Origin of the sequence: Albidovulum marisflavi, assembly GCF_025751435.1 — a bacterium.
Classification (GTDB): Bacteria; Pseudomonadota; Alphaproteobacteria; order Rhodobacterales; family Rhodobacteraceae; genus Albidovulum; species Albidovulum marisflavi.
The window spans coordinates 194569-216980 of record NZ_JAOWKY010000001.1; the positions used below are offsets into that span (position 1 = coordinate 194569).

Consider the following 22412-nt stretch of genomic DNA (forward strand, 5'->3'; position numbering starts at 1 on the left):
TCGCTCGCCATTATCTAGGGGGCGTGATATCGGACGACACATGCCACTTGGCCTGACACCCCTTGAACAGCTGAACCGCGCCCGCGCCGACCTGCGGATGGGCGTTCCCGTCGTGCTGGGCGCGGCGGGCCGGTTCGCCGTTGTCGTCGCGGCCGAGGCGCTTGGCGCCCCGAGGCTTCAGGCCTTGCGCGCGCTCGGAGATGTGACACTGGCGATCACGGTGCGGCGGGCCGAAACGCTCAAGGCGCGGGCCTACGACGGCGATATCGCCCGCGTCACGGTTCCCGATGATGTAGGGCTCGAGTGGATCCGCGGCGTGGCCGATCCCGCAGACGATCTTCGTGCGCCGATGAAGGGACCGCTGCACAGCGAACGCAGCGGAGATGCGGCCCTGCACAGGTTCGCGATCCAGCTTGCCAAATCCGCGCATCTTCTGCCCGCGGCCGTTGTCGTGACCGTCGCGAACGGGCGCGATATCGGCGACCGCGAAGGGCTGACCTTTCTGGATCTCGACATCGTCGCGCCCGAGGTATCGCGCGCCGCCATGCTGCATCCGGTGATCGCGGCGCGTGTGCCGATGCGCGCGGCCGAGGCGGGCCGCCTGCACGTGTTCCGCCCCGAGGACGGCGGTGAAGAACACTATGTCATCGAGATCGGGCAACCGTCCCGCGACAAGCCGGTCCTGGCGCGGCTTCATTCCGCCTGCTTTACGGGCGACCTGCTGGGCAGCCTGAAGTGCGATTGCGGCCCGCAGCTGAACGCCGCCCTTCAGCAAATGGGGCAGGAAGGCGCGGGCGTTCTGCTTTACCTCAACCAGGAGGGGCGCGGGATCGGGCTGGCCAACAAGATGCGGGCCTATTCGCTTCAGGATCAGGGCTTCGACACGGTCGAGGCCAACCACCGCCTGGGCTTCGAGGATGACGAGCGCGACTTCCGGCTGGGCGCGGGGCTGCTGAAGGCCATGGGCTTTTCGTCGGTCCGGCTCCTGACCAACAATCCGGCGAAGATCCGGATGATGGAGGCGATGGGGATCAAGGTCACCGAACGCGTGCCCCTGAACGTGGGTCGGACGCAGCACAACGACGCCTACCTTGCGACCAAGGCAAAGAAATCCGGGCATCTGCTGTGATCGCCACGACGAGCGAACTTGTCTTGACGCCGACCGGGCTGCGGTTCTTGGGGCGCATTCTTCCAGTGACCTGGGGGCGAGGCGGCATCCGCAGCGACAAGCGCGAGGGTGACGGCGCAACGCCGGTCGGAGTTCACCGGACGCTTGGGCTTTTGTACCGGCCCGACAGGATCCCCGTGGACAGACTTCCGCCGTGGGCCATCCCGATCCGGCTTGAGGATCGCTGGTGCGACGCGCCGGAACATCCCGACTACAACCATCTGGTGCGCAAGCCCTTTGGCAAGAGCCAGGAAAGGCTCAGGCGGGCGGATCCGCTTTATGACCTGATCCTGCCGTTGGACTGGAACTGGCCGGATGCGCAGCCGGGCCGGGGTTCGGCGATCTTCATCCACCAATGGCGCAGGCCGGGCTTCCCGACAGCGGGCTGCCTGGCGCTTTCCCGCCGCGATCTTCTGTTCGTGGCCCGGAACGCTGCGCCGGGAACTCGGGTGGTGGTCCGGCGTCAGCCGTAGTCGCGGGCACCGAATATGGCAGATCCCACGCGCACATGCGTCGCGCCCGCAGCGATCGCGGCTTCGAAATCGCCGCTCATGCCCATGGACAGGCCCGTCAGGCCGTTTCGCTTTGCCAAATCCGCCAGCTTGGCGAAATGCGGTCGACTGTCCTCGCCCTCTGGCGGGATGCACATGAGCCCCGAAAGCGGCAGGCCAAGGGCACGGCAGTCGCGGATGAACCCGTCGGCATCATGGGGAAGGACGCCTGCCTTCTGCGGCTCTTCGCCTGTGTTGACCTGAACGAAAAGCTCCGGACAGCTTCCGCGCGCCTCGGCCAACCGAGCAAGCTTTTCAGCCAGCGACGGCCGATCCAGGGTGTGGATCGCGTCGAAAAGATCGACCGCGACCTTCGCCTTGTTCGTCTGCAGAGGGCCGATCATGTGAAGCGCGACCGGCCCGAAGCGGTCACGCAGATCAGGCCACTTGCCGGCGGCTTCCTGCACGTAGTTTTCGCCGAACACGCGGTGTCCGGCCTCAAGCACCGCTTCCACACGCTCGATGGGCTGAACCTTGGACACGGCGATCAGGGTCACCGACCCTGCCTGACGCCCCGCCGCCCTTTCAGCCGCGGCGATGCGCGCGGTGATCTCAGTCAGTGACATACCCGCCCTCGCGCAGCGCATCGAGCATGGGTTTGAGATCCTTTTCGTAGCGCTTCCACCCCTGGACCGAGGCCTTGGTGATCGGCTGCCGGACCTGGAAAACCGAAAGGGTCTCCACCTTGCGCTTGTTTTCGTGGAAATTCAGGCAAGCGTCCTCCCACTCCAGTCCACAGGCAGCGATCAGCTTGCGCGTCTCTTCCTCGGGGTTGGAAACGAGATCCTCGTAATGGACTTCGTAGAACCATTCCGGGACCCGTTCACGCCAGAAGTCCAGCATCTCGAGGAACGTTCCGTAGAACGTGACCAGGTCGCGCTGGTCGTAGGTATAAAGGTGCGTACCCTCCGGGAAGCGGTTCTTGTACATCGAGTAAAGGTTGTCGCGCGGATCGCGGCGTACAACGATCATCCGCGAATTCGGAAGCGCCAGCTTGAACAGGCCGATGTACATGTAGCTTTGGATCGACTTGTCGGTGACATGTGGCGCACCGGGGAAGCGCGGGGCCAGAAACTCTTCGAAGTTCTTGCCCAAGGCCGCGATCGTGGCATCGGTCATGTCCTTGACATGCTCGATTCCTTCCTTGCGGATGATCAGTTGCTGCGCCCGCTTTGTCAGCTCGCCCAACTCGCCCCCGCCTTCGACTTGCGAATGGCTTGAGATGATCTGTTCGACCAGCGTCGTGCCCGACCGCGGCAGACCCGTCACGAATATCGGCGCACATGCGCTTGCGCCTTCGATCCTGCGCGCGCGCCAGTCGACGTCGTTCATGGCGATCTTCGTGCTTTCCACCTCGCGCAGGCGCATGGAGATGTCGTAGGCGAAGGCCTTTTTCATCAGCGCGTTGGCTTCGTCGAGATAGCGGAAGACGCTTTCGTCCTCTTTCGTATCCTCCATCGCCTTGGCCAGGGCGTAGCCCATGTTCATGCGGTTCAGATCGTCCAGACGGTCGTCCTGGTAATGCTGCTTGATCTTGTCGATGAGCGGATCGCCGGGCTGGGCCTTGTGGGACGCCATGAACTGCCGGTAGGTGTCGCCGTTCAGGGGGTCCAGTTCGAACCCCTTGCGGAACAGTTCCTGTGCCTCGTCGAACCGGCCAAGCGTCTGCAGCAGCACGGCCTTGCCGACGACGGCCACGGGCTCATCGGAATCGATGGCAAGGGCGCGCTCAAAGTTTTCAGCCGCCTCATCGTCCTTGCCCTGGCGTGTCTGCGCCTGCGCAAGAAGTGCGATCGTGCGCGCTTCGGGGTCCTCGGTCAGCTCCAGCGCCCGCAGCAGGACGGTTTCGGCCTGGGCATAGTTGCGAAGGCGGGTGTGCGCGTTGCCCAAGGTCCTCAGCGCAAATGCGTCGTCCGGCTGCTCTGCAAGGACCCGCGTCAGAAGCGGCAGCGCCGCTGCGGGGTTTCCGGTCTGAATGAGCGCGTTGGACAGGTTCATAAGCGCCGATTGCAGCCCAGGCGCGATGGCAAGCGCGCGGGCGAAATGGCGCAGTGCCTCGTCCTGTCGGTTCATGCCCATGAACAGCCGTCCCAGGTGGTCATGCGCCTCGGCATAGTTCGGGTCGATCCGGATCGCGTGCAGGTAATTGCGCTGCGCGGCGGATTGATTGCCCAGCGTGGCCTGCGCCGTCGCAAGGATACTGAACCCGGCGGCCGAATTGGGATGCCGCGCCACGATCCGGCCCGCCATCATTTCCGCGCCCTTGGGATCGCCCCGTCCCAGCACTACGATTGCGCGCTGCAGGTCGGTTTTTGCCGCGCCTCCGGTCGCGGGATGGGACGCCTTTCTGAGCGGCCCGAAACGGTTCTGGATCAGCAGTTTCGCGTTGACCGGGACCGGGGCCTTCTTCAGCGCGGCAAGGAAGCTTCGTTCCTCGTCCGGTCCGGCGCCCACGGCCACGGCTTCGGCCCAGGCCATCCAGATGGCGGGCTCTGCGGGCTTCAGCTGGGCCGCTTTTTCCAGATAGGGCATCGCCAGGTTGGTGTGAAACCGCTCTGTCAGGATGCGCCCGATCTGGTAGGGCGGTTCCGGCAGGTCTGGGCGGGCCTTTTCAAGCCACTTCAACCGTGACAGCGCCGCGTCGACGTCCTTCTTCGCATAAAGCTTCATCGCCTCGGCGTAAGCCGTCTTGATCTGTGCGCCTGTCAGCGGTGCCATCGTCCGTCCCGGTTTTCTTGATCCGGCGGGACCATATCGGCGCCCACGGGGATTGTCGAGATTCAGCCAGACCGAAGCCGGCAGGGCAAAAAGAAAAGCGGGCCCGAAGGCCCGCTTCCCTTGTAGAGCTTTCGTTCCGATTAGAACGAGAGACCCAGACCGGCCGACCAGGTGTCGTCGCCGTTGCCGTTGAACGAGCCGCCCGAACCGCTGCTGGACGAGCCGTAGCCGAACATGGCCACCGCGCCGCCGCCGAGGTCGTAGTTGGCAACGAGGCCCCAGCCGCTGTCGCCGTAGTCCCACTCGCCGTAGTTCGCCTGGACGAGCAGAGCGCCAGCGGTGTAGCCAACGCCGAGGCCCCACCATTCGCCGCCCCAGAATTCGTCGTCAGCGTAGCCGGCGGTCACGTTCACGCCGTTCGCCATCGCTGCCGAAAGGCTCAGACCGACCGCGTCCATGCTGTTGGCCGACTGGTAGCCGAGGCCGACGCCCAGGTCCACGCCGCCCATGTTGCCCGACCACTTCACACCGATCGCCATGATGGTGTCGCCGGTGCCGGTGTCGTCCATCTCAGCCGAGATGCCGGCCGCGAAGTCGCCGAAGGAGTACTCGTAGCGCATGACTTGGTTGTCGTACCAGCCGTCAGCGCCGGTGAACCAGTAGGCGCCAGCGTGGGTCGAGTGGTCGTCGAACAGCGAGGTGCCCATGTAGATTTCCGAGAGGGCCCAGTCGTAGGCGCCGTCGGTTTCACCCAGGGTCACTTTGCCGAACGAACCCGAAACCCAGACGGCTTCGTCGTCGTAGCGCGGCCAGCCGTTGATGTTCGAGCTGCCGTTGGTGTCGTCGAACTGCACCTTGGCGCCGAATTCCAGACCGTTGTCGGTCGAGCCGGACATGTTCACGTTGATGACGATGTCATTGTGGAACTGGGTGTCCACGTCGTCGCCACCGAACACACCGATTTCGGCGTAGCCCGAGAGCGAGACTTCCGCAGCCGCGGCGCCAGCAAAGGCGAAAAGCGCGGTGGAAGCGAGAAGAACCTTTTTCATTTCGTTTTCCCTCGTTGTGTCAAAGGTAGGCCCAACTCAGGGGAATCCGAATTGGGTATGCGTCTATTTCCCCTCATGCCGTTCGTATTGCAACGGAAACGGCCCGCTGTCCGGGAAGATCGGGCGTCATGGTGCAGAGTTGCCACAGTGCCGTGGCGCGGAGCCCGCGCCACCCCTAACACCCTTGGCCGAAAAGCCTTGTTCGCGCGCGGTCGCTCGGATAGACAGCGGTGAACGGCAGACGAGGGCGGCGGAATGACGATCCGGAGCATGGTGCGCAAATCGATTCTGGGCGGCTGCCTTGTATCCCTGGCGGCATGCGGGGGAATCGGTAGCGGCGACAGCGGCTGGTTCAGCCGGCGCGGACCGACCACCGACCAGGAAGTCCTGGATCAGCGTGCGCGCGCGGATGAACAGCGCGCAGCGCTTGCGGCGCTTGAGCCCGAAACGAACCGCAGCAGGATCTGGGACCTTTTCGGCCAGAAAGACGACCCGAACGTGACCGTGCGGGTGAACAAGTACCTGTGGCGCGCCTCGCTTGAGGTTCTGAACTTCCTGCCCGTCGAATCCGTCGACCCCTTCACCGGCGTGATCGTCACGGGTTACGGCACGCCTCCGGGCGGCGGCCGCGCCTATCGCGCGACGATCTATGTGCAGGATCCCGCGCTTGACGCCCGCTCGCTCAAGATCGCGCTTGTCACGCGCGGCGGCGCTCCGGTGTCGCCCGAAGTCGCCCGCGCGGTCGAGGACGCGATCATGACCCGCGCCCGGCAGCTGCGAATCCGCGACCTCGATCTTTAAGCGGTTCCGGGCGCCGACAGACGCCCGATCCCCGGTAATCACTGGACCTTCGCCTCGCGCCGGGTATAACCACGCGCGGCAGTCGCATAAGGAAGGTCCCATGTCGCGCTACGATCCCGCAACCACCGAAGCCCGTTGGCGGCAGGCCTGGGACGAGGCCGGCGTCTTTACCGCACGGCGCGACGAGGCGAAGCCGAAGTACTACGTGCTTGAGATGTTCCCCTATCCGTCGGGACGCATCCACATGGGCCACGTGCGCAACTACACGATGGGCGACGTGGTCGCGCGCTACAAGTCGTCGTGCGGGTTTTCGGTCCTGCATCCGATGGGCTGGGACGCTTTCGGAATGCCGGCCGAAAACGCCGCCATGGAAAAGGGCGGTCATCCCAAGGAATGGACCTACGGCAACATCGCGGTCATGCGCGACCAGATGAAGCCGCTTGGCCTGTCGATCGACTGGAGCCGCGAGTTCGCGACCTGCGACCCGGAATACTATGGCCAGCAACAGTCGATGTTCATCGACTTCATGGACAAAGGGCTGGTCTACCGCAAGAACGCGGTGGTGAACTGGGACCCGGTCGACATGACGGTCCTTGCCAACGAACAGGTGATCGACGGCAAGGGCTGGCGGTCCGGCGCGGTGGTCGAACGGCGCGAGCTGACGCAGTGGTTCTTCCGCATCTCGGACTTCGCGGGCGAGCTGCTTGAGGCCCTGGACGGGCTGAAGGACTGGCCTGAAAAGGTGCGGCTGATGCAGGCAAACTGGATCGGCAAGTCGCGCGGGCTTCAGTTCGCCTTCGACACCGTCGGCGCGCCCGAGGGATTCGACCGGCTTGAGGTCTACACGACCCGCCCCGACACTCTGATGGGCGCGTCCTTCGCGGCGATCAGCCCGGATCATCCGCTGGCAAAGGCGCTTGAGGCGACAGACCCGAAGGTGGCGGAGTTCGTGGCCGAATGCCGCCGCATCGGCACCTCGGAAGAGGCCCTTGAAAAGGCCGAGAAGAAGGGCTGGGACACCGGCATCCGGGTTCGCCATCCACTGGATTCGTCGTGGGAACTGCCGGTCTACATCGCCAACTTCATCCTGATGGACTACGGCACCGGCGCGATCTTCGGCTGCCCCGCGCACGATCAGCGCGACTTCGACTTCGCCACGAAATACGGGCTTCCGATTCCTCCGGTCTTCGTTGCCGAGGATGCGCAGGAGGCAGCGCTTGCCGAGGCCTTCGTACCGATGAAGTCGGAACGCGTCCGCTATGTCCGCGGCTTCGCCGGAGAGGGCGTGCAGACCGGGGACGAGGCGGTGAACGCCGCCATCGACCACGCCGAGGCGAACGGCTACGGCAAGGGCGTCACCAACTACCGCCTGCGCGACTGGGGCATCTCGCGCCAGCGCTACTGGGGCTGTCCGATCCCGGTTGTCCACTGTGCCGACTGCGGCGTGGTGGCGGAAAAGAAGGAAAACCTGCCCGTCCGCCTGCCCGATGACGTCAGCTTCGACGTTCCGGGAAATCCGCTGGACCGCCACCCCACATGGCGCGATTGTGCCTGCCCGTCCTGCGGCAAGGCCGCGCGGCGCGAAACCGACACGATGGACACCTTCGTCGATTCCTCCTGGTACTACGCGCGCTTCACATCCCCTCGTGCCGCGACGCCGACGGATGCGGCTGATGTCGACTACTGGATGAATGTCGACCAGTATATCGGCGGGATCGAGCATGCGATCCTGCACCTGCTCTATTCCCGGTTCTTCGCCCGCGCGATGCACATCTGCGGCCATCTGCCCGCCAAGGCGATCGAGCCGTTCAACGCGCTTTTCACCCAAGGGATGGTCACGCACGAAACCTACGCGACCCGGGGCGCGGACGGCCGCCCCGTCTGGCAATTGCCCGAAGACGTGATCCGGGACGAAACCGGCGCGCGCCTGAAGGATGGAACGCCGGTCGAGGTCGGCCCCTCGATCAAGATGTCGAAGTCGAAGAAGAACGTCGTCGACCCGATGGACATCATAACGCGCTACGGCGCGGACACCGCGCGCTGGTTCGTGATGTCCGACAGCCCGCCCGAACGCGATGTCGAGTGGACCGCGTCCGGCGCCGAGGCGACGCACAAGCACCTGTCGCGGGTCTGGCGGCTGGCCCACGAAGTCACGACGCGCGGCGAGGGGAATCCTGCCCACGATACCGATCTGTTGCGCGCCATGCATAAGACAATTGCCGAGGTCACGACCGGAATCGAAGGCTTCGCCTTCAACAAGGCCGTTGCGAAACTTTACGAATTCACAAACACCTTTGCGAAATCGGACGCGTCGGCAGCGGCAAAAAGAACTGCGATGTTGACCATGGCGCAACTCATGTCACCTATGGTACCCCACCTGTCCGAGGACATCTGGTCGATGCTGGGCGGGTCGGGTCTTGTCGCCGGCGCGCCCTGGCCCAAGGCCGATCCCGCGATGCTGGTCGAGGATTCGGTGACGCTGCCGATCCAGATCAACGGCAAGCGCCGCGCGGAAATCACCGTTCCCAAGGACATGCCGCCGGCAGAGGTTGAAAAGATTGCGCTGGCGGACGAATCTGTGATCAAGTTCCTTGCCGGCCAGCCGGTGAAGAAGCTGATCGTCGTCCCGGGGCGCATCGTCAATGTCGTCGTCTGACCGCCGCCAGTTCCTGTGTCTTCTTGCCGCGCTTCCGCTCGGGGCCTGCGGATTCCGCCCTGCCTATGCTCCGGGCGGTGCCGCAGCAGGGCTTCTTGACAGCGTGACTGTCGAGGCGCCGCTGGACCGAAACGGGTTTGACCTGGTCGAGCGGCTGGAGGAACGGCTTGGCCGCACCAAGACGCCCACCTACAGCCTTGGCTACCGGATCGAGACCTCGGAGACCGGGCTCGGGATCACGCCGGACGACACGACGACGCGCTACAACATCAACGGCACGGTCACCTTCGTGCTGCGCGACAAGGCCACCGGCGGCGAACTGACGGCCGGCAAGGTTTCCACCTTCACCGCCTTTTCGGCGACCGGGACGGCGGTTTCGACCGAATCGGCGCGGGCCGATGCGTATCAGCGGCTGATGCGGCTTCTGGCCGACCAGATCGTGACCCGGCTTCTGGCCACCTCGGCCGAATGGGGGGCTGCGTGAAGCTGACCGGGGCGGCGGCGGCGCGGTATTTCGCGCGACCCGAACCCGATCGAGCCGGGCTCCTTGTCTTCGGATCGGACGCGATGCGCGTGGCGCTCAGGCGACAAGAGGTCGTGGCCGCGCTTATCGGACCCGCAGGCGAAGCGGAAATGCGCCTGACCCGCATCGCCGCGGCCGACCTTCGCAAGGACCACGCGCTTCTGTCGGACGCGATCAAGGCGCAGGGGTTCTTTCCGGGTCCACGCGTGGCATTGGTCGAAGACGCGGCCGACGGGCTTGCACCGGTGATCACCGCGGCGCTGTCGGACTGGCGCGAGGGCGACGCCGCGGTCGTCGTGACGGCGGGGTCGCTGACAGCGAAGTCCGCGCTGCGCGCGCTGTTCGAAAAGCATCAGAACGCCTACGCGATCGGCATCTACGACGACCCGCCAAGCCGGGAAGAGATCGAGGCGACGCTGGCGCGGGCTGGTCTTGCCGACGTCAGCCGGGATGCGATGGTGGAACTGGTCGGTCTGGCCCGCGATCTGGATCCCGGCGATTTCCGCCAGACCGTTGAAAAGGTTGCGCTTTACAAGCATGGCGATCCCTCGCCCCTGACCCCGGCAGAGGTGGAGCTGTGCGCACCCGCCACGATCGAGGCCGGGCTGGACGACCTTCTGCACGCGACAGCAGATGCCCGTCCGGATCGTATCGGAAGCCTGGTGCAGCGGCTTTCGGGGCAGGGCGTCACGCCCGTCTCGCTTTGCATCGCCGCCACGCGCCACTTCCGGGTATTGCACATGGCCGCGGCCGATCCCGGCGGCGCGGCCGCGGGGATCGCAAGAGCGCGCCCGCCCGTCATCTACAAGCATCGTGACGCGATGCAGCGGCAGGCGCAGGCGTGGGGCCTGCGCAGGCTGGAACAGGCGCTGGCAATCCTGACCGACACCGACCTGACGCTCCGCTCTTCGTCGCGCGCGCCCGCGATGGCGGTGATGGAGCGGGCGCTGCTGCGGCTGGCCATGCTTGGGCGCGCCAGGTAGGCCCTGATCTTTTCGAACGGCCTTGCTTGCGAACGCCCTTGCGCGCCGTATCCATGCGTGGCTCCATATGCCGAAAAATGGGGATGCCATGTATACCGTCATCGGAACCTCAAAGAGCCGCGCCGCGCGGGTTCTTTGGATGCTGGAAGAACTGGAAGTGCCTTTCGAACACGTCGCCGCGACACCCAGATCCGACGGCGTGGTCGAGTTCAATCCTGCGGGCAAGATCCCGGTCCTGATCGAGGACGGCACTCCGATCACCGATTCCACGGCAATCATCCAGTATCTGGCCGACAAGCACGGTCGCTTCACCTATGCCGCCGGAACGCTCGACCGCGCGCGACAGGACAGCCTGACGCAGTTCCTGCTGGATGAATTCGATGCGGCCCTCTGGATGGCTGCGCGCCACAGCTTCGTCCTGCCCGAGGAATTGCGCCAGAGCGCGATCAAGGATTCGCTGAAATGGGAGTTCGAGCGCAGCCAGAAGACGCTGATGCACCGCATGGGCGAAGGCCCGTTCCTGATGGGGGCAGGGATGACGGTGCCCGACATCATCCTGACCCACTGTGGAAACTGGGCGTTGTCCGCCCGGTTCCCGATCGTCGACCACAAGCTGTCGGCCTACCTTGAGCGTATGCGCCAAAGACCCGCCTTCAAAAGGGCCATGGCGCGCTGACCTAAAGCGCGGGACGCGCGGCCGCCCCGCCGAACCAGCCGCCCACCGCCGCCTCGTAAGCAAGACCCGCGCGGAAAACATCCGCGTCGCAATAGGTCCGGCCCACAAGCTGGATCCCCGTCGGAACCCCGCTGGAAGCCCGGCCCGAGGGAACCGAGAGGACCGGACACCGGCTTAGGGTGTTAAATGGCGTCGTCATGACCCAGCCCAGCATCGGGTCCACATCCTTGCCGTTGATCGTCACGCCGCCGCCGCACTGGTTGTAGCTGGCGGGAACCGCGGGCAGTGCCGTCGTCGGACAGATCAACAGGTCGTAGCGCTCAAGGATCGGCCCAAGCGTGGCGTACATCCGCCCCGCGGTCTCAAGGCTGCGCACGAAGTCGGTGGCCTTGGACTTCACCCCGGCTTCCGCGAACGCGCGGGCATAATCGGTCAGGTCCGCGGCATGGTCATCCAGAAGCTGCCCCAGGAAGGCGCCGAAGATATGGCGCAAGTAGGTCAGCCCCGCTTCAAGCGCGTCGGGCGGCCAGTTCAGGTCGACCTCTTCCACAATCGCGCCAAGGCTGCGGAAGACATCGAGCGCGGCAAGGGTGTTCCGCCGGACCTCTTGGTCGACCTCGAACAGGCCCAGGTCCATTGAAAAGGCGATCTTCCAGCCCTTGATCGGTCTCATCTCCATCGGCAGACGCAGGCGCGGACGAAGACTTGCGATGTCCTGCGGGTGGGGACCGGCCATGACGTTCTGCAACAGGATCGCATCGCGCACCGTTCGGGCCATCGGGCCGTTGTGGCAGTAGAAGTCAAGGTTGAACGGCGGCTCTTCCGGGTTGCGGCCATAGGGCGGCTTGTATCCGACGGTCCCGGTGATCGAGGCCGGTATGCGGATCGAGCCGCCGATGTCGGACCCGGTCGCGAGCATGGCCGACCCCGCCGCCAGCACGGCGCCCGACCCTCCGGACGACCCGCCGGGGGTAAAATCGGGGTTCCAGGGGTTGCGTGTCACACCCCAGAGCCGTGACCAGCAATAACCCGCGCAGGAAAACTCGGGCGTCGCCGTCCGTGCATGGACGATCGCGCCCGCCCGCAGGATGCGTTCGTTTACCGGAGACGTATGATCCGCCACATGGTCCTTCAGGATCAGCGATCCGTTCGACGTGGGCCTGCCCTTGATATAGCTTTCGTCCTTGATCGCGACGGGCAGCCCTTCAAGGGGCCTGACGCGCCCACCCCTGGCATATCGCGCTTCGGCCTTGCGGGCCTGATCCATCGCTTCGTCGAAGTGGCGGTAGGTGATCGCGTTGATCCGCGGCTCGGTCGCCTCGGCTCTGGCGATGACGGCGTGCATCAACTCGACAGGCGAAAGCGATCGGTCGCGGAAGCGCGACAGCGCCTCGGTCGCGGGCATGTAGCAAAGAGCGTCATCCGGCAGGTTCGCCGGTCTGTGGCCCTGGTCCTCATCGCGCATGATCGCCCCCCTGATCGCATCAGTCCGCGGTTGAATGCACATGACGCTAGATCAACGTGCGGCTGCTCGTCTACGCTCGTATCGATCTGATCAGGGGGAAGCGGCATGACCGACGCCTTCGCCAGGCTTCACGCGGAATGTGCGCCCCTTGGCGCGCGGCTATTCACACTGACGGTGCACGATCCAACCGCGCGGCTTTTTCGCCGGGCCTATAGCTCTCATCCCAGAGACTATCCCGTGACCGGCACCAAGCCGATGGGCGACGACGCCTGGACGCGCCATGTGGTCGACGGCAGGCAAAGCTTCGTGGCCAATACGACGGCCGAATTCGCGCCCCTGTTTCCCGATCATGCGCAGATCAACGCGTTGGGCTGCCATTCGGCGCTGAACATACCGGTCCTCGACGGCAACGGGGATGTGATCGGAACCGTCAACATCTTTGAGGTGGAGGGCCACTTCACCCCCGATCGGGTCAGGGCCTACGAGGCGCTTGTGGCCCGGCACCAGCCGGCGCTTCTGGCACGGATCGCCGCGATCGACCTGGGCGCGCCTTAGCGCCGGCGCGCGGCATGGCGTCCGGCCCAAAGACCCGTCGCAAGGCAGCCGGTCAGCAGGTAGCCCCCTGTCGGCGCCTCCCAATCCAGCATCTCGCCGCAGGCGAAAACGCCCGGCATGGCCTTCAGCCCAAGACCGTCGGTCAGGCTGTCATGCCGGATGCCGCCGGCCGAGGATATCGCCTCGTCGATCGGGCGCGGACCGGCGTGGCGCACCGGCAGGGCCTTCACCAGTGCCGCCAGCGCCGCGCCCTCGGGCAGCGGCCGCCCCCACTCCATGACAAGGGCGATCTTGGCCGCATCCAGTCCCAGAGATTTTCGCAGCCGGTTGGCCACGCTGTCCTTGCCCTTGGCGCGGGCCAGCCGGAAAACGACATTGTCCGGATCAAGATCGGGCAGCAGGTTGATCGTCAGGTCCGCGCCGTCGCGCACCGCGGCCGAGACCGCATAAACTCCGCCACCCTCAAGCCCGCGGGCGGATATCACGAATTCCCCCCGTTCACGCAGGCCGCCCGCCTGCAGACAGACACCCTTGACCGGCGATCCGAAGTGCTGCGCCATATGGGCCGACCACAGGACCGAAAGGCCCATGTTCGCGGGACGGAACGGTGCAATGCCGACGCCCTTTTCCGCGAGCCACGGCACCCAGGCCGCATCGGATCCCAGCCTTGGCCAGCTTGCGCCGCCAAGTGCCAGCACGACGTTCTGGGCCGTGGCAAGCACCGGGCCCGCGGGCGTCCGGAAGTCGAACGCATCGCCCTGAAACCCCTGCCAGCGCCAGTTTCTGCGAAGCTCCACCCCCAGCGACGAGAGCCGCGCCAGCCAGTCCCGCAACAGCGGAGACCCTTTCATGGAAACGGGAAACACCCGCCCCGAGGATCCGGCAAAGACCTCCTGTCCAAGCCCCCGCGCCCAGTCCATCACCTGTTCAGGGCCGAAATCGGCAAGCATCGGCGCCAGCCAAGGCGCGCTGAAATGCCGGACGAAATCCGCGGCGGACTCATCCTTGGTCAGGTTCAGCCCGGACTTGCCCGCCATCAGGAACTTGCGCGCGGGGCTGGGCTTGGCCTCGGCCACCACCACGCGACGGCCGGCACGCGCCAGTGCCTCGGCCGCCATCAGCCCCGCGGGGCCCGCGCCGATCACCAGCGCGTCGATCCGTTCGCTTTTCGACACCGCCGCCCCTTGTCCTGGCCCAAACACCCGCTCATCCTGTCGCAAGGACCGCGCCCGAGGGCAAGGGAGGAGAGGTGCCCGAAACGCAGCAAGACCCGATCTGCCCGCTTTGCGGACGGCCCATCCCCCCGGATGTACCGCAGAGCCAGCACCACCTCGTGCCGAAAATGCGCGGCGGCAAGGGCGGGCCGGTCGTGCTTTTGCACCACATCTGCCATCGGGAAATTCACGCGACGCTCAGCGAAACCCAATTGGCCCGCAACTTCGCAACGATCGAGTCCCTGCGATCCCACCCGCGGCTTGCGAAGTTCATCGACTGGGTCGCGCGCCGTCCGCCGTCCTTCCGCTCGCGCACGCCCGGCCCGCGCAGGCGCTAGCCGGATCGTCAGGCGATCATGGCCTTGATCGCGGCGACATGTGCCGCGCTCGCACCGAGGGCATCGGCGGCCAGGTCCCTTGACGCGGCGGCCAGTTCGTCGGCCGCAACGATCCGGTCGACAAGTCCCCAGGCCAGCGCCTCGGCCGCCGTTGCCTTGACGCCCGACATCAGGATCATCTTCGCCCGCGCCGGCCCGACAAGGCGCGCAAGCCGCCCCGGATCGGAAGGCTGCGGCAGAAAGCCAAGCTTCATCACGGGATAGAAGAATCTGGCCTCGGGCACCGCCACGCGCAGGTCGCAGGCAAGCACCATGCCGAAGGCACCGCCGGCAAGCGTTCCGTTCAAGGCCGCGATGGTCAGGCAGGGAAGCGCCGCGATCGTCGCGGACAGGCGTTCCCACACCGCGTTCGTCGCAAGGCCGGCCCGCGCTTCGTCCAGGTCGGCACCCGCGGAAAAGACCCTGCCGCGGCCCGTCAGGACCAGGGCGCGGGCGCCTTCGTCGCCAGCGCGCGCCGCGATCCCGGCCAGGTCTTCCAGCATGGCGCCGGTTAGCGAATTGGCCTTGTCGGGCCGGTCGATCGTGATCGTCCAAAGCCCGTCCGTCACATCCAGCCCGATCATGCGTCCGCCTTTTTCGCTTCATTCCCAGACTTCGTAACCGCCCGAGCCTAAAACTGTCCAGATATGGCGCGTACTATTGACTCTCTGCGTCCTGGCGGGATGCTGACGGAAACGAGTTCATACCAAAAGGACATTCGGATGAGACGTTCAACGGGACTTGGGTCCTCAACCCTGCTTGCCGCCCTTTGGTGCACAACAGCGGCCTGGGCTGACATCACACCGGAGGAGGTCTGGCAGGGCTGGATCGACCTTGGCCAGGGGTTCGGGCAGACGGTCACGACCGCGGCGAGCGAGCGGCAGGGCGATACCCTGGTCGTGTCGGGCGTGTCCATCGCGCAGGAAAACGCCGGCATGTCCGCCAATGTCACCATCGACGAGGTGCGGTTGCGCGACATGGGCGACGGCCGGGTCGAGGTCACGATGTCGCCGTCGATCCCCTTCGGCGCCTCGGGCGCCCCCGAGGGCGGCGACGCCGTGCAGATGAACGGCACGATCTCGCAAACCGGCATGTCCCTGATCGCATCTGGAAGCGCGGACGACGTGACCTATGACTATTCCGCGCCCATGTTCTCGTTGAACATGGAGGCGCAGGACGGCACCCAAAACACGCCACTGAACCTGTCGGTCGACATGGCGGACGCAAGCGGCTCCTATCACGTCCTGACGGACGGCGGTCAGTCCGGAACCTCCAGCTTCGACGCCGCGTCCGTCAGCTACCAGGTTTCCGGCAAGGACGCTGCGAACAGCAGCGCGTTCACCTTCACCGGTTCGACGCAGGGCCTGAGCGGCACGGGTGAGTTCTTCTTGCCCGAAGGCGTCGACATGCAGAACCTCGCAGAGGCGCTGAAGGCCGGGCTGCGGCTGGCCGGTTCCTACGGCTACACCAGCGGCGAGGGGCAATCCGTGATCGAAGGCCCCGAGGCCGGCAACGTCAGCTTCAGCGGCGGCGCAGGCACCCTTCGCTTCGCCATGTCGAGCGACGGGCTGAACTACGGCGGGGACAGCGGCCCGATGTCGATGCAGATGCAGTTGGCCGAATTCCCGGTGCCGATGGACTTCAGCGTCGGTCAGTCCGCGTTCGACCTGGCCATGCCGGTCGAGAAAAGCGATGAGCCACAGCCCTTCGGCCTTGTCCTGAAACTCATCGACCTGGAAGTGTCGGACGCTCTGTGGGGCATGTTCGACCCCACGCAGCAATTGCCGCGCGACCCGGCCACGTTGATCATCGACGTCGCAGGCAACGGCAAGCTGGGCATCGACGTCTTCGATCCTGCCCAGGCCCAGAGTATCGCGGACCAACCGCCGGGCGAAGTCAGCGCCGTCACCATCAACGAACTCAGGCTCAGCGCTGTCGGCGCCGAGCTGACCGGTTCGGGTTCCGCCACGATCGACAACACCGGCCCGGTGCCAGTACCCGATGGGTCGGTCGACCTGCGGCTGGTGGGCGCCAACGCGCTCATGCAGAAGCTGGTAGCCATGGGCCTCATGCCCCAGGACCAGATGATGGGCGCCCAGATGATGCTTGGTCTTTTCGCGGTCCCGGATGGCGAGGATGCGCTGGCCTCGAAGATCGAGTTCAAGGAAGACGGGCGCATCTTTGCCAACGGCCAGCAGATCCAGTGATGGCCTGACGCGCGATCTTGGCCGCCCGAAATCTTCCGGGCGGCCTTTCCTTGCGCGCGACCCCGCGAAGCCTTACCTGCGCTGAAAACCACGGCGGAAGATCCATGACTGCACCAAGCCTTGAAACCCTGACCCATCGTCTTCTGGAAGCGGCCAAGAAATCGGGCGCAGACGCCGCCGACGCCATGGCGGTGGACGGAACGGCGGTGTCCGTCGACGTCCGCGGCGGCAAGCTTGAACAGGCAGAGCGCGCGGAAGGGGTCGAGATCGGGCTGCGCGTGCTGATCGGCAAGCGCCAGGCGGTCGTGTCTGCCTCTGACCTTTCGCCGCGCACCATTGCCGACATGGCCGAGCGCGCGGTCGCGATGGCGCGCGAGGCGCCCGAGGACGCGACGCTTGGTCTTGCCGATCCCGCGGATCTTGCGCGCGACTGGGACCTGGGCGCGCTTGAGCTTTGCGACGAAACGCCGGATCCAAGCCCCGAGGCCCTGCAAGACGACGCCCGCCGCGCCGAAGCCGCCGCACTTGCCGTCGCAGGCGTGACACAGGCCGATTCCGCCTCGGCCAGCTATAGCCGGCGGCGCATCCATCTTGCCGCCACCAATGGCTTTTCGGGCGGCTACGCGCGCACGTCGCGCGCGATTTCGGCGGTCGCGATCTCGGGCACGGGCCTGAAGATGGAACGCGACTGGGCGGCCGAAAGCAGAACCTTCCAGGCTGATCTGCCAGACGCCGCGGGGATCGGACGCCTGGCGGGGGAACGGGCTGTCGCCCGGTCGGGCGCCCGCAAGCCGAAGACCGGCGCCTATCCCGTGATCTACGACGAACGCGTCGCCTCGGGGCTGGTAGGCCATGTCCTGGCGGCGATCAACGGCAGCGCGATCGTTCGCGGGGCGTCATGGCTCAGGGACGCGATGGGGGATGAAATCCTGCCAAGCGGGCTTTCGATCATCGAGGATCCGGCGCGTCCGCGCATTTCCGCCTCCCGCCCTTTTGACGGGGAAGGGCTGGCTCCGCGCCGCCGCGCCATTGTCGACAAGGGTGTGCTGACGGGCTGGACGCTCGACCTTGGGACAGCGCGAAAGCTGGGTCAGAGTTCGACCGCATCCGCCGTCCGCGGCCCGGGATCCGCGCCCGCGCCAGGCGTCAGCAACATCGCCCTGACGCAGGGAGAAAGATCCCTGGATGAGCTATTGGCCGAAATGGGAACCGGGCTGCTGGTGACTTCCCTGATCGGAGCCTCCATCAATCCCACGACGGGCGACTATTCGCGCGGCGCATCGGGGTTCTGGATCGAGGGCGGGCAGATCGCCTACCCGGTCAACGAATGCACGCTGGCCGGCAACCTGCGCGACATGATGCGGCGGATCACGCCGGCAAACGACGCGCGCGGGCACCTGTCCTACGTCGTACCAAGCCTGCTGGTCGAAGGGCTGATGCTGGCGGGGGAGTGAGGCCGAGGGTGCCGGCGATCCTTCGCCCGCCGAAACGTCAGAACAGTCCGAAGCGGCGCTTGCGTTTTTGCGGCGCGGCTTGCGAACTCATGATCTCGATATACTCGGCAAAGTCGAAGCGCCCGGCGACCGTGTCCCGCGCGACCGCCTCGAACAACCGAAGAGAGGCGTCCAGCCGTGACTGGAACAGGTGGAAGAATTCAAGCTCGCCGTAAAAGGTGCCGATCCCGAAGACGCCGCGCCCGGCAAGCGGCCACTTGGGCTGGATCGCGAACCGCGGATAAACCAGGTGGATGGGGTGGCCGGCGGCCAGAGCGGCGTCCGTCAGGCCTTGTGCCACATCTGCCGTTTCGCTGCGGTGCATGGATGGTCGGCCCAAGTTACGCCAGACCGACGCCCGAACGGCCATGAACATGGGACCCGCGTAGATCTTGTCGGGATCCTTGTGATTAGCCACCTGGGCCAGCCCGGCAACCGCGCCGTCGCGGGCTGCATCCACAAGCTGATCGAACGCATCGCGGCGCAACGGAAAGGCGTCGATATCGGCCACCACCACGATGTCATCGGCCGCCGCGCCCTCAAATACGCCGTTCAGCCAATCGGAGTGCGAGATCGTGTCATCCAGGCATTGGTTCAGCGAAATGCCCAGATGATCGAACACCGCGCTTTGCGCACGCAACATCCTGTCTGAGATGTTCGAGCGATAGAAGCTGTGAACGGGTGGTTGAAGGTCCGTCATTTCACGCCCTTTTCTCCGATCAAGCCGAACTTGTCGGCGATCGCGATCATCTTGTCCTGCCAAAGCCTCCGCTGCTTTCGCAAACCATAGAATGGCACCCTGTCGTCGAGTTTGCGCGCCCGGCCGCCTTCGTCGATCTCGCTCTGTGTACCGGAGGGTGGAACGATGGGCGGATAAAGGCTCAGACCATGGCCCTTGCGCGTCAGCCAGTGGCGAAAATAGTTGTCGATCGGCGCAAAGATTCGGGAATGAGCGCGCAGAAACGCCTCTGCCCCGGCACGAGACCAGACAAGCCCGTTGGTCGTCATCGGAAAGTAGTGCGCCTTGGCGAGTTCATGGCTGCGACCCCCGGCGGCAAACTGCGCGAGGGGGGTGTAGATCTTGCGCTTCGCGGCACCGACGTTGATCAGCCACCACGGCTCCCCGGAGGTTTCAAGCCACGCCAGCGCCTGATCCAGAACGACTTTCGCGCCGGGTACAATCGTGATGTCATCCTCCAGAACCATCGCGGTTTGAGCATCGGACTGCAGAAATCGCCGCACGCAGTCCAGATGGCTCAGGTAGCAACCCACCTCGCCACCGCGCAACGGGCGCCCCATGTAGGACTTTGCTGCCTCTGGGTCGCACTCGGGAAATTCATCCGGATTGACATGACGGCCATCAAAGGCCGAAACGCGCTCAAACGAAATGCCGGCGGACTCCAACTGGACACGCGTTGCCTGCATCCGCGCGTCTGATCCGTCCAGGTTGATGACATAAGTCCGGTGGCGCATCGCTTCCATCCGGCTGTGTCAAAAGAAATATGCCCGGAGCTTACCCCGGGCATACCTGTTTAGGAAGCGCCAAGATCACTCGGCGGCGTCTTCCTTTTCCTTCTTCTCGGGCGCGATCTCGGCGCCGGTCTCCTGGTCGACCATCTTCATGCCAAGGCGGACCTTGCCACGGTCGTCGAAGCCCAGAAGCTTGACCTTGACCTCCTGGCCTTCCTTCAGGATCTCATTCGGGTGGTTCAGGCGCTTGTTGGCAATCTGGGACACGTGCACCAGACCGTCGCGCTTGCCGAAGAAGTTCACGAAGGCGCCGAAGTCGACCAACTTGACCACCTTGCCGGTGTAGATCTTGCCCTCTTCCGGCTCAGCCACGATCGAATAGATCATGTCGTAGGCCTTCTTGATCGAATCGGCGTTGGCCGAGGCGATCTTGATCACGCCGTCGTCGTTGATGTCGACCTTGGCGCCAGAGGTTTCAACGATCTCGCGGATGACCTTGCCGCCCGAGCCGATCACTTCGCGGATCTTGTCGGTGGGGATCGTCATCGTTTCGATGCGCGGGGCGTGGGCGGAAAACTCCGACCGGCCCTCGGTCAGCGACTTCGACATCTCGGCCAGGATGTGCATGCGGCCGTCCTTGGCCTGTGCCAGAGCCTGCTCCATGATCGCCGGCGTGATGCCCGCGACCTTGATGTCCATCTGGAGCGAGGTGATCCCGTTCGAGGTGCCCGCGACCTTGAAGTCCATGTCGCCCAGATGATCCTCGTCACCCAGGATGTCGGTCAGGACGGCCCAGTTGCCATCCTCTTCAAGGATCAGGCCCATGGCGACACCGGCAACCGGCGCCTTCAGCGGAACGCCCGCATCCATCATCGAGAGCGACGAGCCACAGACCGTGGCCATCGAGGACGAACCGTTCGACTCCGTGATCTCGGACACGAGACGGATCGTGTAGGGGAAGTCGGTCGGCGCCGGAAGCACCGCCTGAAGCGCGCGCCACGCGAGCTTGCCGTGGCCGATCTCGCGGCGGCCCGGAGGACCGAAGCGGCCAACCTCACCGACCGAATAGGGCGGGAAGTTGTAGTGCAGCAGGAAGTTCGAACGGAAGTTGCCATGCAGCGAGTCGATGATCTGTTCATCCTCGCCGGTGCCGAGAGTGGTCACGACCAGGCCTTGCGTTTCACCGCGGGTGAACAGCGCCGAGCCATGCGTGCGCGGCAACAGGCCCACTTCGCAGTCGATCGCGCGCACGGTCTTGGTGTCGCGGCCGTCGATGCGCTTGCCGTTCTTCACGACATCGCCGCGCAGGATCGAGGATTCCAGCTTCTTGATCGCCGAACCCAGGTTCGCGTCCGCCAGGTCCTCTTCCGAAAGCGACGCCTTGATGGCGCTGACGGCGGCGGCGATCGCGTTGGTGCGCGCCTGCTTGTCGAGGATCGCGAAGGCGTCGCGCATCTGCGCCTCGCCTGCGGCCTTCACCTTGGCATAAAGCTCCGAATAGTCGGGCGACGTGAAGTGGAAGGGCTCTTTCGCGCAGTCCTCGGCGAAGTCGATGATCAGGTCGATGACCGGCTGCATTTGTTCGTGGCCGAACTTGACCGCGCCCAGCATCTCGGCTTCCGAAAGCTCATAGGCTTCGGATTCCACCATCATCACCGCGTCCTTGGTGCCGGCGACGACCAGGTCAAGCCGCTGCTCGGGGTTGGCGCGCAGGTTGTCCATGTCGGCAACCTCGGGGTTCAGCACGTATTCGCCGTTGGCAAAGCCCACGCGCGCAGCCCCGATCGGACCCATGAAGGGCACGCCGGAAATCGTCAGCGCCGCCGAGGCCGCGATCATCGCGACGATGTCGGGGTCGTTGACAAGGTCGTGGCTCAGCACGGTGCAGATGATCAGCACTTCGTTCTTGAAGCCATCCACGAACAGCGGGCGGATCGGACGGTCGATCAGGCGCGAGGTCAGCGTTTCCTTTTCCGAAGGACGCCCTTCACGCTTGAAGAAGCCGCCCGGGATCTTGCCGGCGGCATAGGTCTTTTCCTGGTAGTGTACGGTCAGCGGGAAGAAGTCCTGGCCCGGCTTCGCTTCCTTCGCGAAGGTCACGTTGGCCATGACAGAGGTCTCGCCCAGAGTGGCGATGACCGAACCGTCGGCCTGGCGGGCGACTTTCCCCGTTTCCAGAGAGAGCGTTTCCTGGCCCCACTGGATCGATTTCTTGGTCACGTTGAACATATATCCGTTCCTCAAGGGGCGGCCCGGCCCTCCGGGTGCCCCGTTCATATGGCGGCCCCATTGCCGCCGCCCCCAATCCTATCGCATGCGCCCGGGGGCATGGGCTCACGTCACAGATGGAGCGGGGCCATACAGGAAAACGGGCGGGTTGGGAAGGGGCGGGTTGGAGGAGGCAGGCTTTGGCAACTCAGTACCGCGGAATGGAGTGGACCTCCTGCTGGCCCGACCCTTTGGAGTTTCTAGCTGCACATTCCATGGTATGTTCTCCAAGCGCAGG

At 65.1% G+C, this 22412-nt stretch carries 20 protein-coding genes; 11 read left to right on the forward strand and 9 right to left on the reverse strand.

From position 1 onward, the window contains the following. Window positions 1-40 precede the first annotated feature (40 nt). Both ribA and OEW28_RS01005 read left to right on the forward strand, forming a co-directional pair. Window positions 41-1129, forward strand: a complete 1089-nt coding sequence (ribA, locus tag OEW28_RS01000) for a GTP cyclohydrolase II (RefSeq protein ID WP_263732869.1) — start codon at window positions 41-43, stop codon at window positions 1127-1129. Then, entirely contained in the window at window positions 1126-1641 is a 516-nt protein-coding gene (locus tag OEW28_RS01005) for a L,D-transpeptidase family protein (RefSeq protein ID WP_263732870.1), read from the forward strand. Before ribA ends, OEW28_RS01005 begins: the two co-directional genes overlap by 4 nt. Here the strand turns inward: OEW28_RS01005 and OEW28_RS01010 are convergent. The 3 genes from OEW28_RS01010 to OEW28_RS01020 form a co-directional block, all read right to left on the reverse strand. Then, the gene (locus OEW28_RS01010; protein WP_263732871.1) at window positions 1632-2285 is read right to left on the reverse strand and encodes a YggS family pyridoxal phosphate-dependent enzyme; all 654 of its coding nucleotides are present in this window, start codon (window positions 2283-2285) and stop codon (window positions 1632-1634) included. The genes OEW28_RS01005 and OEW28_RS01010 overlap by 10 nt on opposite strands. Further along, window positions 2272-4437, reverse strand: a complete 2166-nt coding sequence (locus OEW28_RS01015; RefSeq protein ID WP_263732872.1) for a tetratricopeptide repeat-containing sulfotransferase family protein — start codon at window positions 4435-4437, stop codon at window positions 2272-2274. Before OEW28_RS01015 ends, OEW28_RS01010 begins: the two co-directional genes overlap by 14 nt. 140 nt (window positions 4438-4577) lie before the next feature. Beyond that, window positions 4578-5486 (reverse strand): porin, encoded by a 909-nt coding sequence (locus tag OEW28_RS01020; RefSeq protein WP_263732873.1) that lies wholly within the window; start codon window positions 5484-5486, stop codon window positions 4578-4580. A 255-nt stretch (window positions 5487-5741) separates the two neighbouring features. Here OEW28_RS01020 and OEW28_RS01025 point away from each other — a divergent pair, with 255 nt between their 5' ends. From OEW28_RS01025 to OEW28_RS01045, 5 genes are all read left to right on the forward strand, one after another. After that, window positions 5742-6287 carry a DUF3576 domain-containing protein gene (locus OEW28_RS01025; RefSeq protein WP_263732874.1) on the forward strand — a complete coding sequence of 182 codons (546 nt, stop codon included), beginning with the start codon at window positions 5742-5744 and terminating at the stop codon, window positions 6285-6287. 100 nt (window positions 6288-6387) lie between these two features. After that, on the forward strand, window positions 6388-8943 hold the full coding sequence (gene leuS / locus OEW28_RS01030; protein ID WP_263732875.1) for a leucine--tRNA ligase: 2556 nt from the start codon (window positions 6388-6390) through the stop codon (window positions 8941-8943). Next, the gene (gene lptE, locus OEW28_RS01035) at window positions 8930-9427 is read left to right on the forward strand and encodes an LPS assembly lipoprotein LptE (protein ID WP_263732876.1); all 498 of its coding nucleotides are present in this window, start codon (window positions 8930-8932) and stop codon (window positions 9425-9427) included. Before leuS ends, lptE begins: the two co-directional genes overlap by 14 nt. Further along, window positions 9424-10449 carry a DNA polymerase III subunit delta gene (locus OEW28_RS01040; protein WP_263732877.1) on the forward strand — a complete coding sequence of 342 codons (1026 nt, stop codon included), beginning with the start codon at window positions 9424-9426 and terminating at the stop codon, window positions 10447-10449. Before lptE ends, OEW28_RS01040 begins: the two co-directional genes overlap by 4 nt. Window positions 10450-10537: 88 nt before the next feature. After that, window positions 10538-11125, forward strand: coding sequence for a glutathione S-transferase family protein (locus OEW28_RS01045; protein ID WP_263732878.1), 588 nt, complete (start codon window positions 10538-10540; stop codon window positions 11123-11125). Window position 11126: 1 nt separating this feature from the next. Here the strand turns inward: OEW28_RS01045 and OEW28_RS01050 are convergent, their stop codons facing one another. Continuing rightward, on the reverse strand, window positions 11127-12590 hold the full coding sequence (locus OEW28_RS01050) for an amidase (RefSeq protein WP_263732879.1): 1464 nt from the start codon (window positions 12588-12590) through the stop codon (window positions 11127-11129). A 105-nt stretch (window positions 12591-12695) separates the two neighbouring features. Here OEW28_RS01050 and OEW28_RS01055 point away from each other — a divergent pair, with 105 nt between their 5' ends. Further along, window positions 12696-13145, forward strand: a complete 450-nt coding sequence (locus OEW28_RS01055; RefSeq protein WP_263732880.1) for a GAF domain-containing protein — start codon at window positions 12696-12698, stop codon at window positions 13143-13145. On the opposite strand, the gene OEW28_RS01060 is transcribed toward OEW28_RS01055, so the two are convergent. Next, window positions 13142-14302, reverse strand: coding sequence for an FAD-dependent monooxygenase (locus tag OEW28_RS01060; protein ID WP_263734337.1), 1161 nt, complete (start codon window positions 14300-14302; stop codon window positions 13142-13144). The genes OEW28_RS01055 and OEW28_RS01060 overlap by 4 nt on opposite strands. A gap of 92 nt (window positions 14303-14394) precedes the next feature. Between OEW28_RS01060 and OEW28_RS01065 the strand changes: the two genes are divergently transcribed. Further along, window positions 14395-14697, forward strand: a complete 303-nt coding sequence (locus OEW28_RS01065) for an HNH endonuclease (protein ID WP_263732881.1) — start codon at window positions 14395-14397, stop codon at window positions 14695-14697. A gap of 8 nt (window positions 14698-14705) precedes the next feature. Here OEW28_RS01065 and OEW28_RS01070 read toward each other — a convergent pair whose 3' ends face one another. Continuing rightward, the gene (locus tag OEW28_RS01070; RefSeq protein ID WP_263732882.1) at window positions 14706-15320 is read right to left on the reverse strand and encodes an enoyl-CoA hydratase/isomerase family protein; all 615 of its coding nucleotides are present in this window, start codon (window positions 15318-15320) and stop codon (window positions 14706-14708) included. A gap of 138 nt (window positions 15321-15458) precedes the next feature. Here OEW28_RS01070 and OEW28_RS01075 point away from each other — a divergent pair, with 138 nt between their 5' ends. Together OEW28_RS01075 and OEW28_RS01080 are read left to right on the forward strand one after the other, a co-directional pair. Next, window positions 15459-16943, forward strand: a complete 1485-nt coding sequence (locus tag OEW28_RS01075; protein ID WP_263732883.1) for a DUF2125 domain-containing protein — start codon at window positions 15459-15461, stop codon at window positions 16941-16943. 104 nt (window positions 16944-17047) lie between these two features. Continuing rightward, window positions 17048-18397, forward strand: coding sequence for a TldD/PmbA family protein (locus OEW28_RS01080; RefSeq protein WP_263732884.1), 1350 nt, complete (start codon window positions 17048-17050; stop codon window positions 18395-18397). A 37-nt stretch (window positions 18398-18434) separates the two neighbouring features. Here the strand turns inward: OEW28_RS01080 and OEW28_RS01085 are convergent, their stop codons facing one another. From OEW28_RS01085 to pnp, 3 genes are all read right to left on the reverse strand, one after another. Continuing rightward, entirely contained in the window at window positions 18435-19136 is a 702-nt protein-coding gene (locus OEW28_RS01085) for a hypothetical protein (protein ID WP_263732886.1), read from the reverse strand. After that, on the reverse strand, window positions 19133-19909 hold the full coding sequence (locus OEW28_RS01090; RefSeq protein WP_263732887.1) for a glycosyltransferase family 25 protein: 777 nt from the start codon (window positions 19907-19909) through the stop codon (window positions 19133-19135). The genes OEW28_RS01085 and OEW28_RS01090 overlap by 4 nt, the downstream gene beginning before the upstream one ends. 75 nt (window positions 19910-19984) lie before the next feature. Continuing rightward, window positions 19985-22135: a polyribonucleotide nucleotidyltransferase gene (pnp, locus tag OEW28_RS01095; RefSeq protein WP_263732888.1), complete on the reverse strand. Its 2151-nt coding sequence runs from the start codon at window positions 22133-22135 to the stop codon at window positions 19985-19987. Window positions 22136-22412: the final 277 nt, after the last annotated feature.

Coding starts and splice junctions, on each gene's coding strand:
- ribA (WP_263732869.1), top strand. CDS start 41: ATGCCACTTGGCCTGACACCCCTTGAACAGCTGAACCGCGCCCGCGCC.
- OEW28_RS01010 (WP_263732871.1), bottom strand. CDS start 2,285: ATGTCACTGACTGAGATCACCGCGCGCATCGCCGCGGCTGAAAGGGCG.
- OEW28_RS01015 (WP_263732872.1), bottom strand. CDS start 4,437: ATGGCACCGCTGACAGGCGCACAGATCAAGACGGCTTACGCCGAGGCG.
- OEW28_RS01020 (WP_263732873.1), bottom strand. CDS start 5,486: ATGAAAAAGGTTCTTCTCGCTTCCACCGCGCTTTTCGCCTTTGCTGGC.
- OEW28_RS01025 (WP_263732874.1), top strand. CDS start 5,742: ATGACGATCCGGAGCATGGTGCGCAAATCGATTCTGGGCGGCTGCCTT.
- leuS (WP_263732875.1), top strand. CDS start 6,388: ATGTCGCGCTACGATCCCGCAACCACCGAAGCCCGTTGGCGGCAGGCC.
- lptE (WP_263732876.1), top strand. CDS start 8,930: ATGTCGTCGTCTGACCGCCGCCAGTTCCTGTGTCTTCTTGCCGCGCTT.
- OEW28_RS01045 (WP_263732878.1), top strand. CDS start 10,538: ATGTATACCGTCATCGGAACCTCAAAGAGCCGCGCCGCGCGGGTTCTT.
- OEW28_RS01050 (WP_263732879.1), bottom strand. CDS start 12,590: ATGCGCGATGAGGACCAGGGCCACAGACCGGCGAACCTGCCGGATGAC.
- OEW28_RS01055 (WP_263732880.1), top strand. CDS start 12,696: ATGACCGACGCCTTCGCCAGGCTTCACGCGGAATGTGCGCCCCTTGGC.
- OEW28_RS01070 (WP_263732882.1), bottom strand. CDS start 15,320: ATGATCGGGCTGGATGTGACGGACGGGCTTTGGACGATCACGATCGAC.
- OEW28_RS01075 (WP_263732883.1), top strand. CDS start 15,459: ATGAGACGTTCAACGGGACTTGGGTCCTCAACCCTGCTTGCCGCCCTT.
- OEW28_RS01080 (WP_263732884.1), top strand. CDS start 17,048: ATGACTGCACCAAGCCTTGAAACCCTGACCCATCGTCTTCTGGAAGCG.
- OEW28_RS01085 (WP_263732886.1), bottom strand. CDS start 19,136: ATGACGGACCTTCAACCACCCGTTCACAGCTTCTATCGCTCGAACATC.
- OEW28_RS01090 (WP_263732887.1), bottom strand. CDS start 19,909: ATGCGCCACCGGACTTATGTCATCAACCTGGACGGATCAGACGCGCGG.
- pnp (WP_263732888.1), bottom strand. CDS start 22,135: ATGTTCAACGTGACCAAGAAATCGATCCAGTGGGGCCAGGAAACGCTC.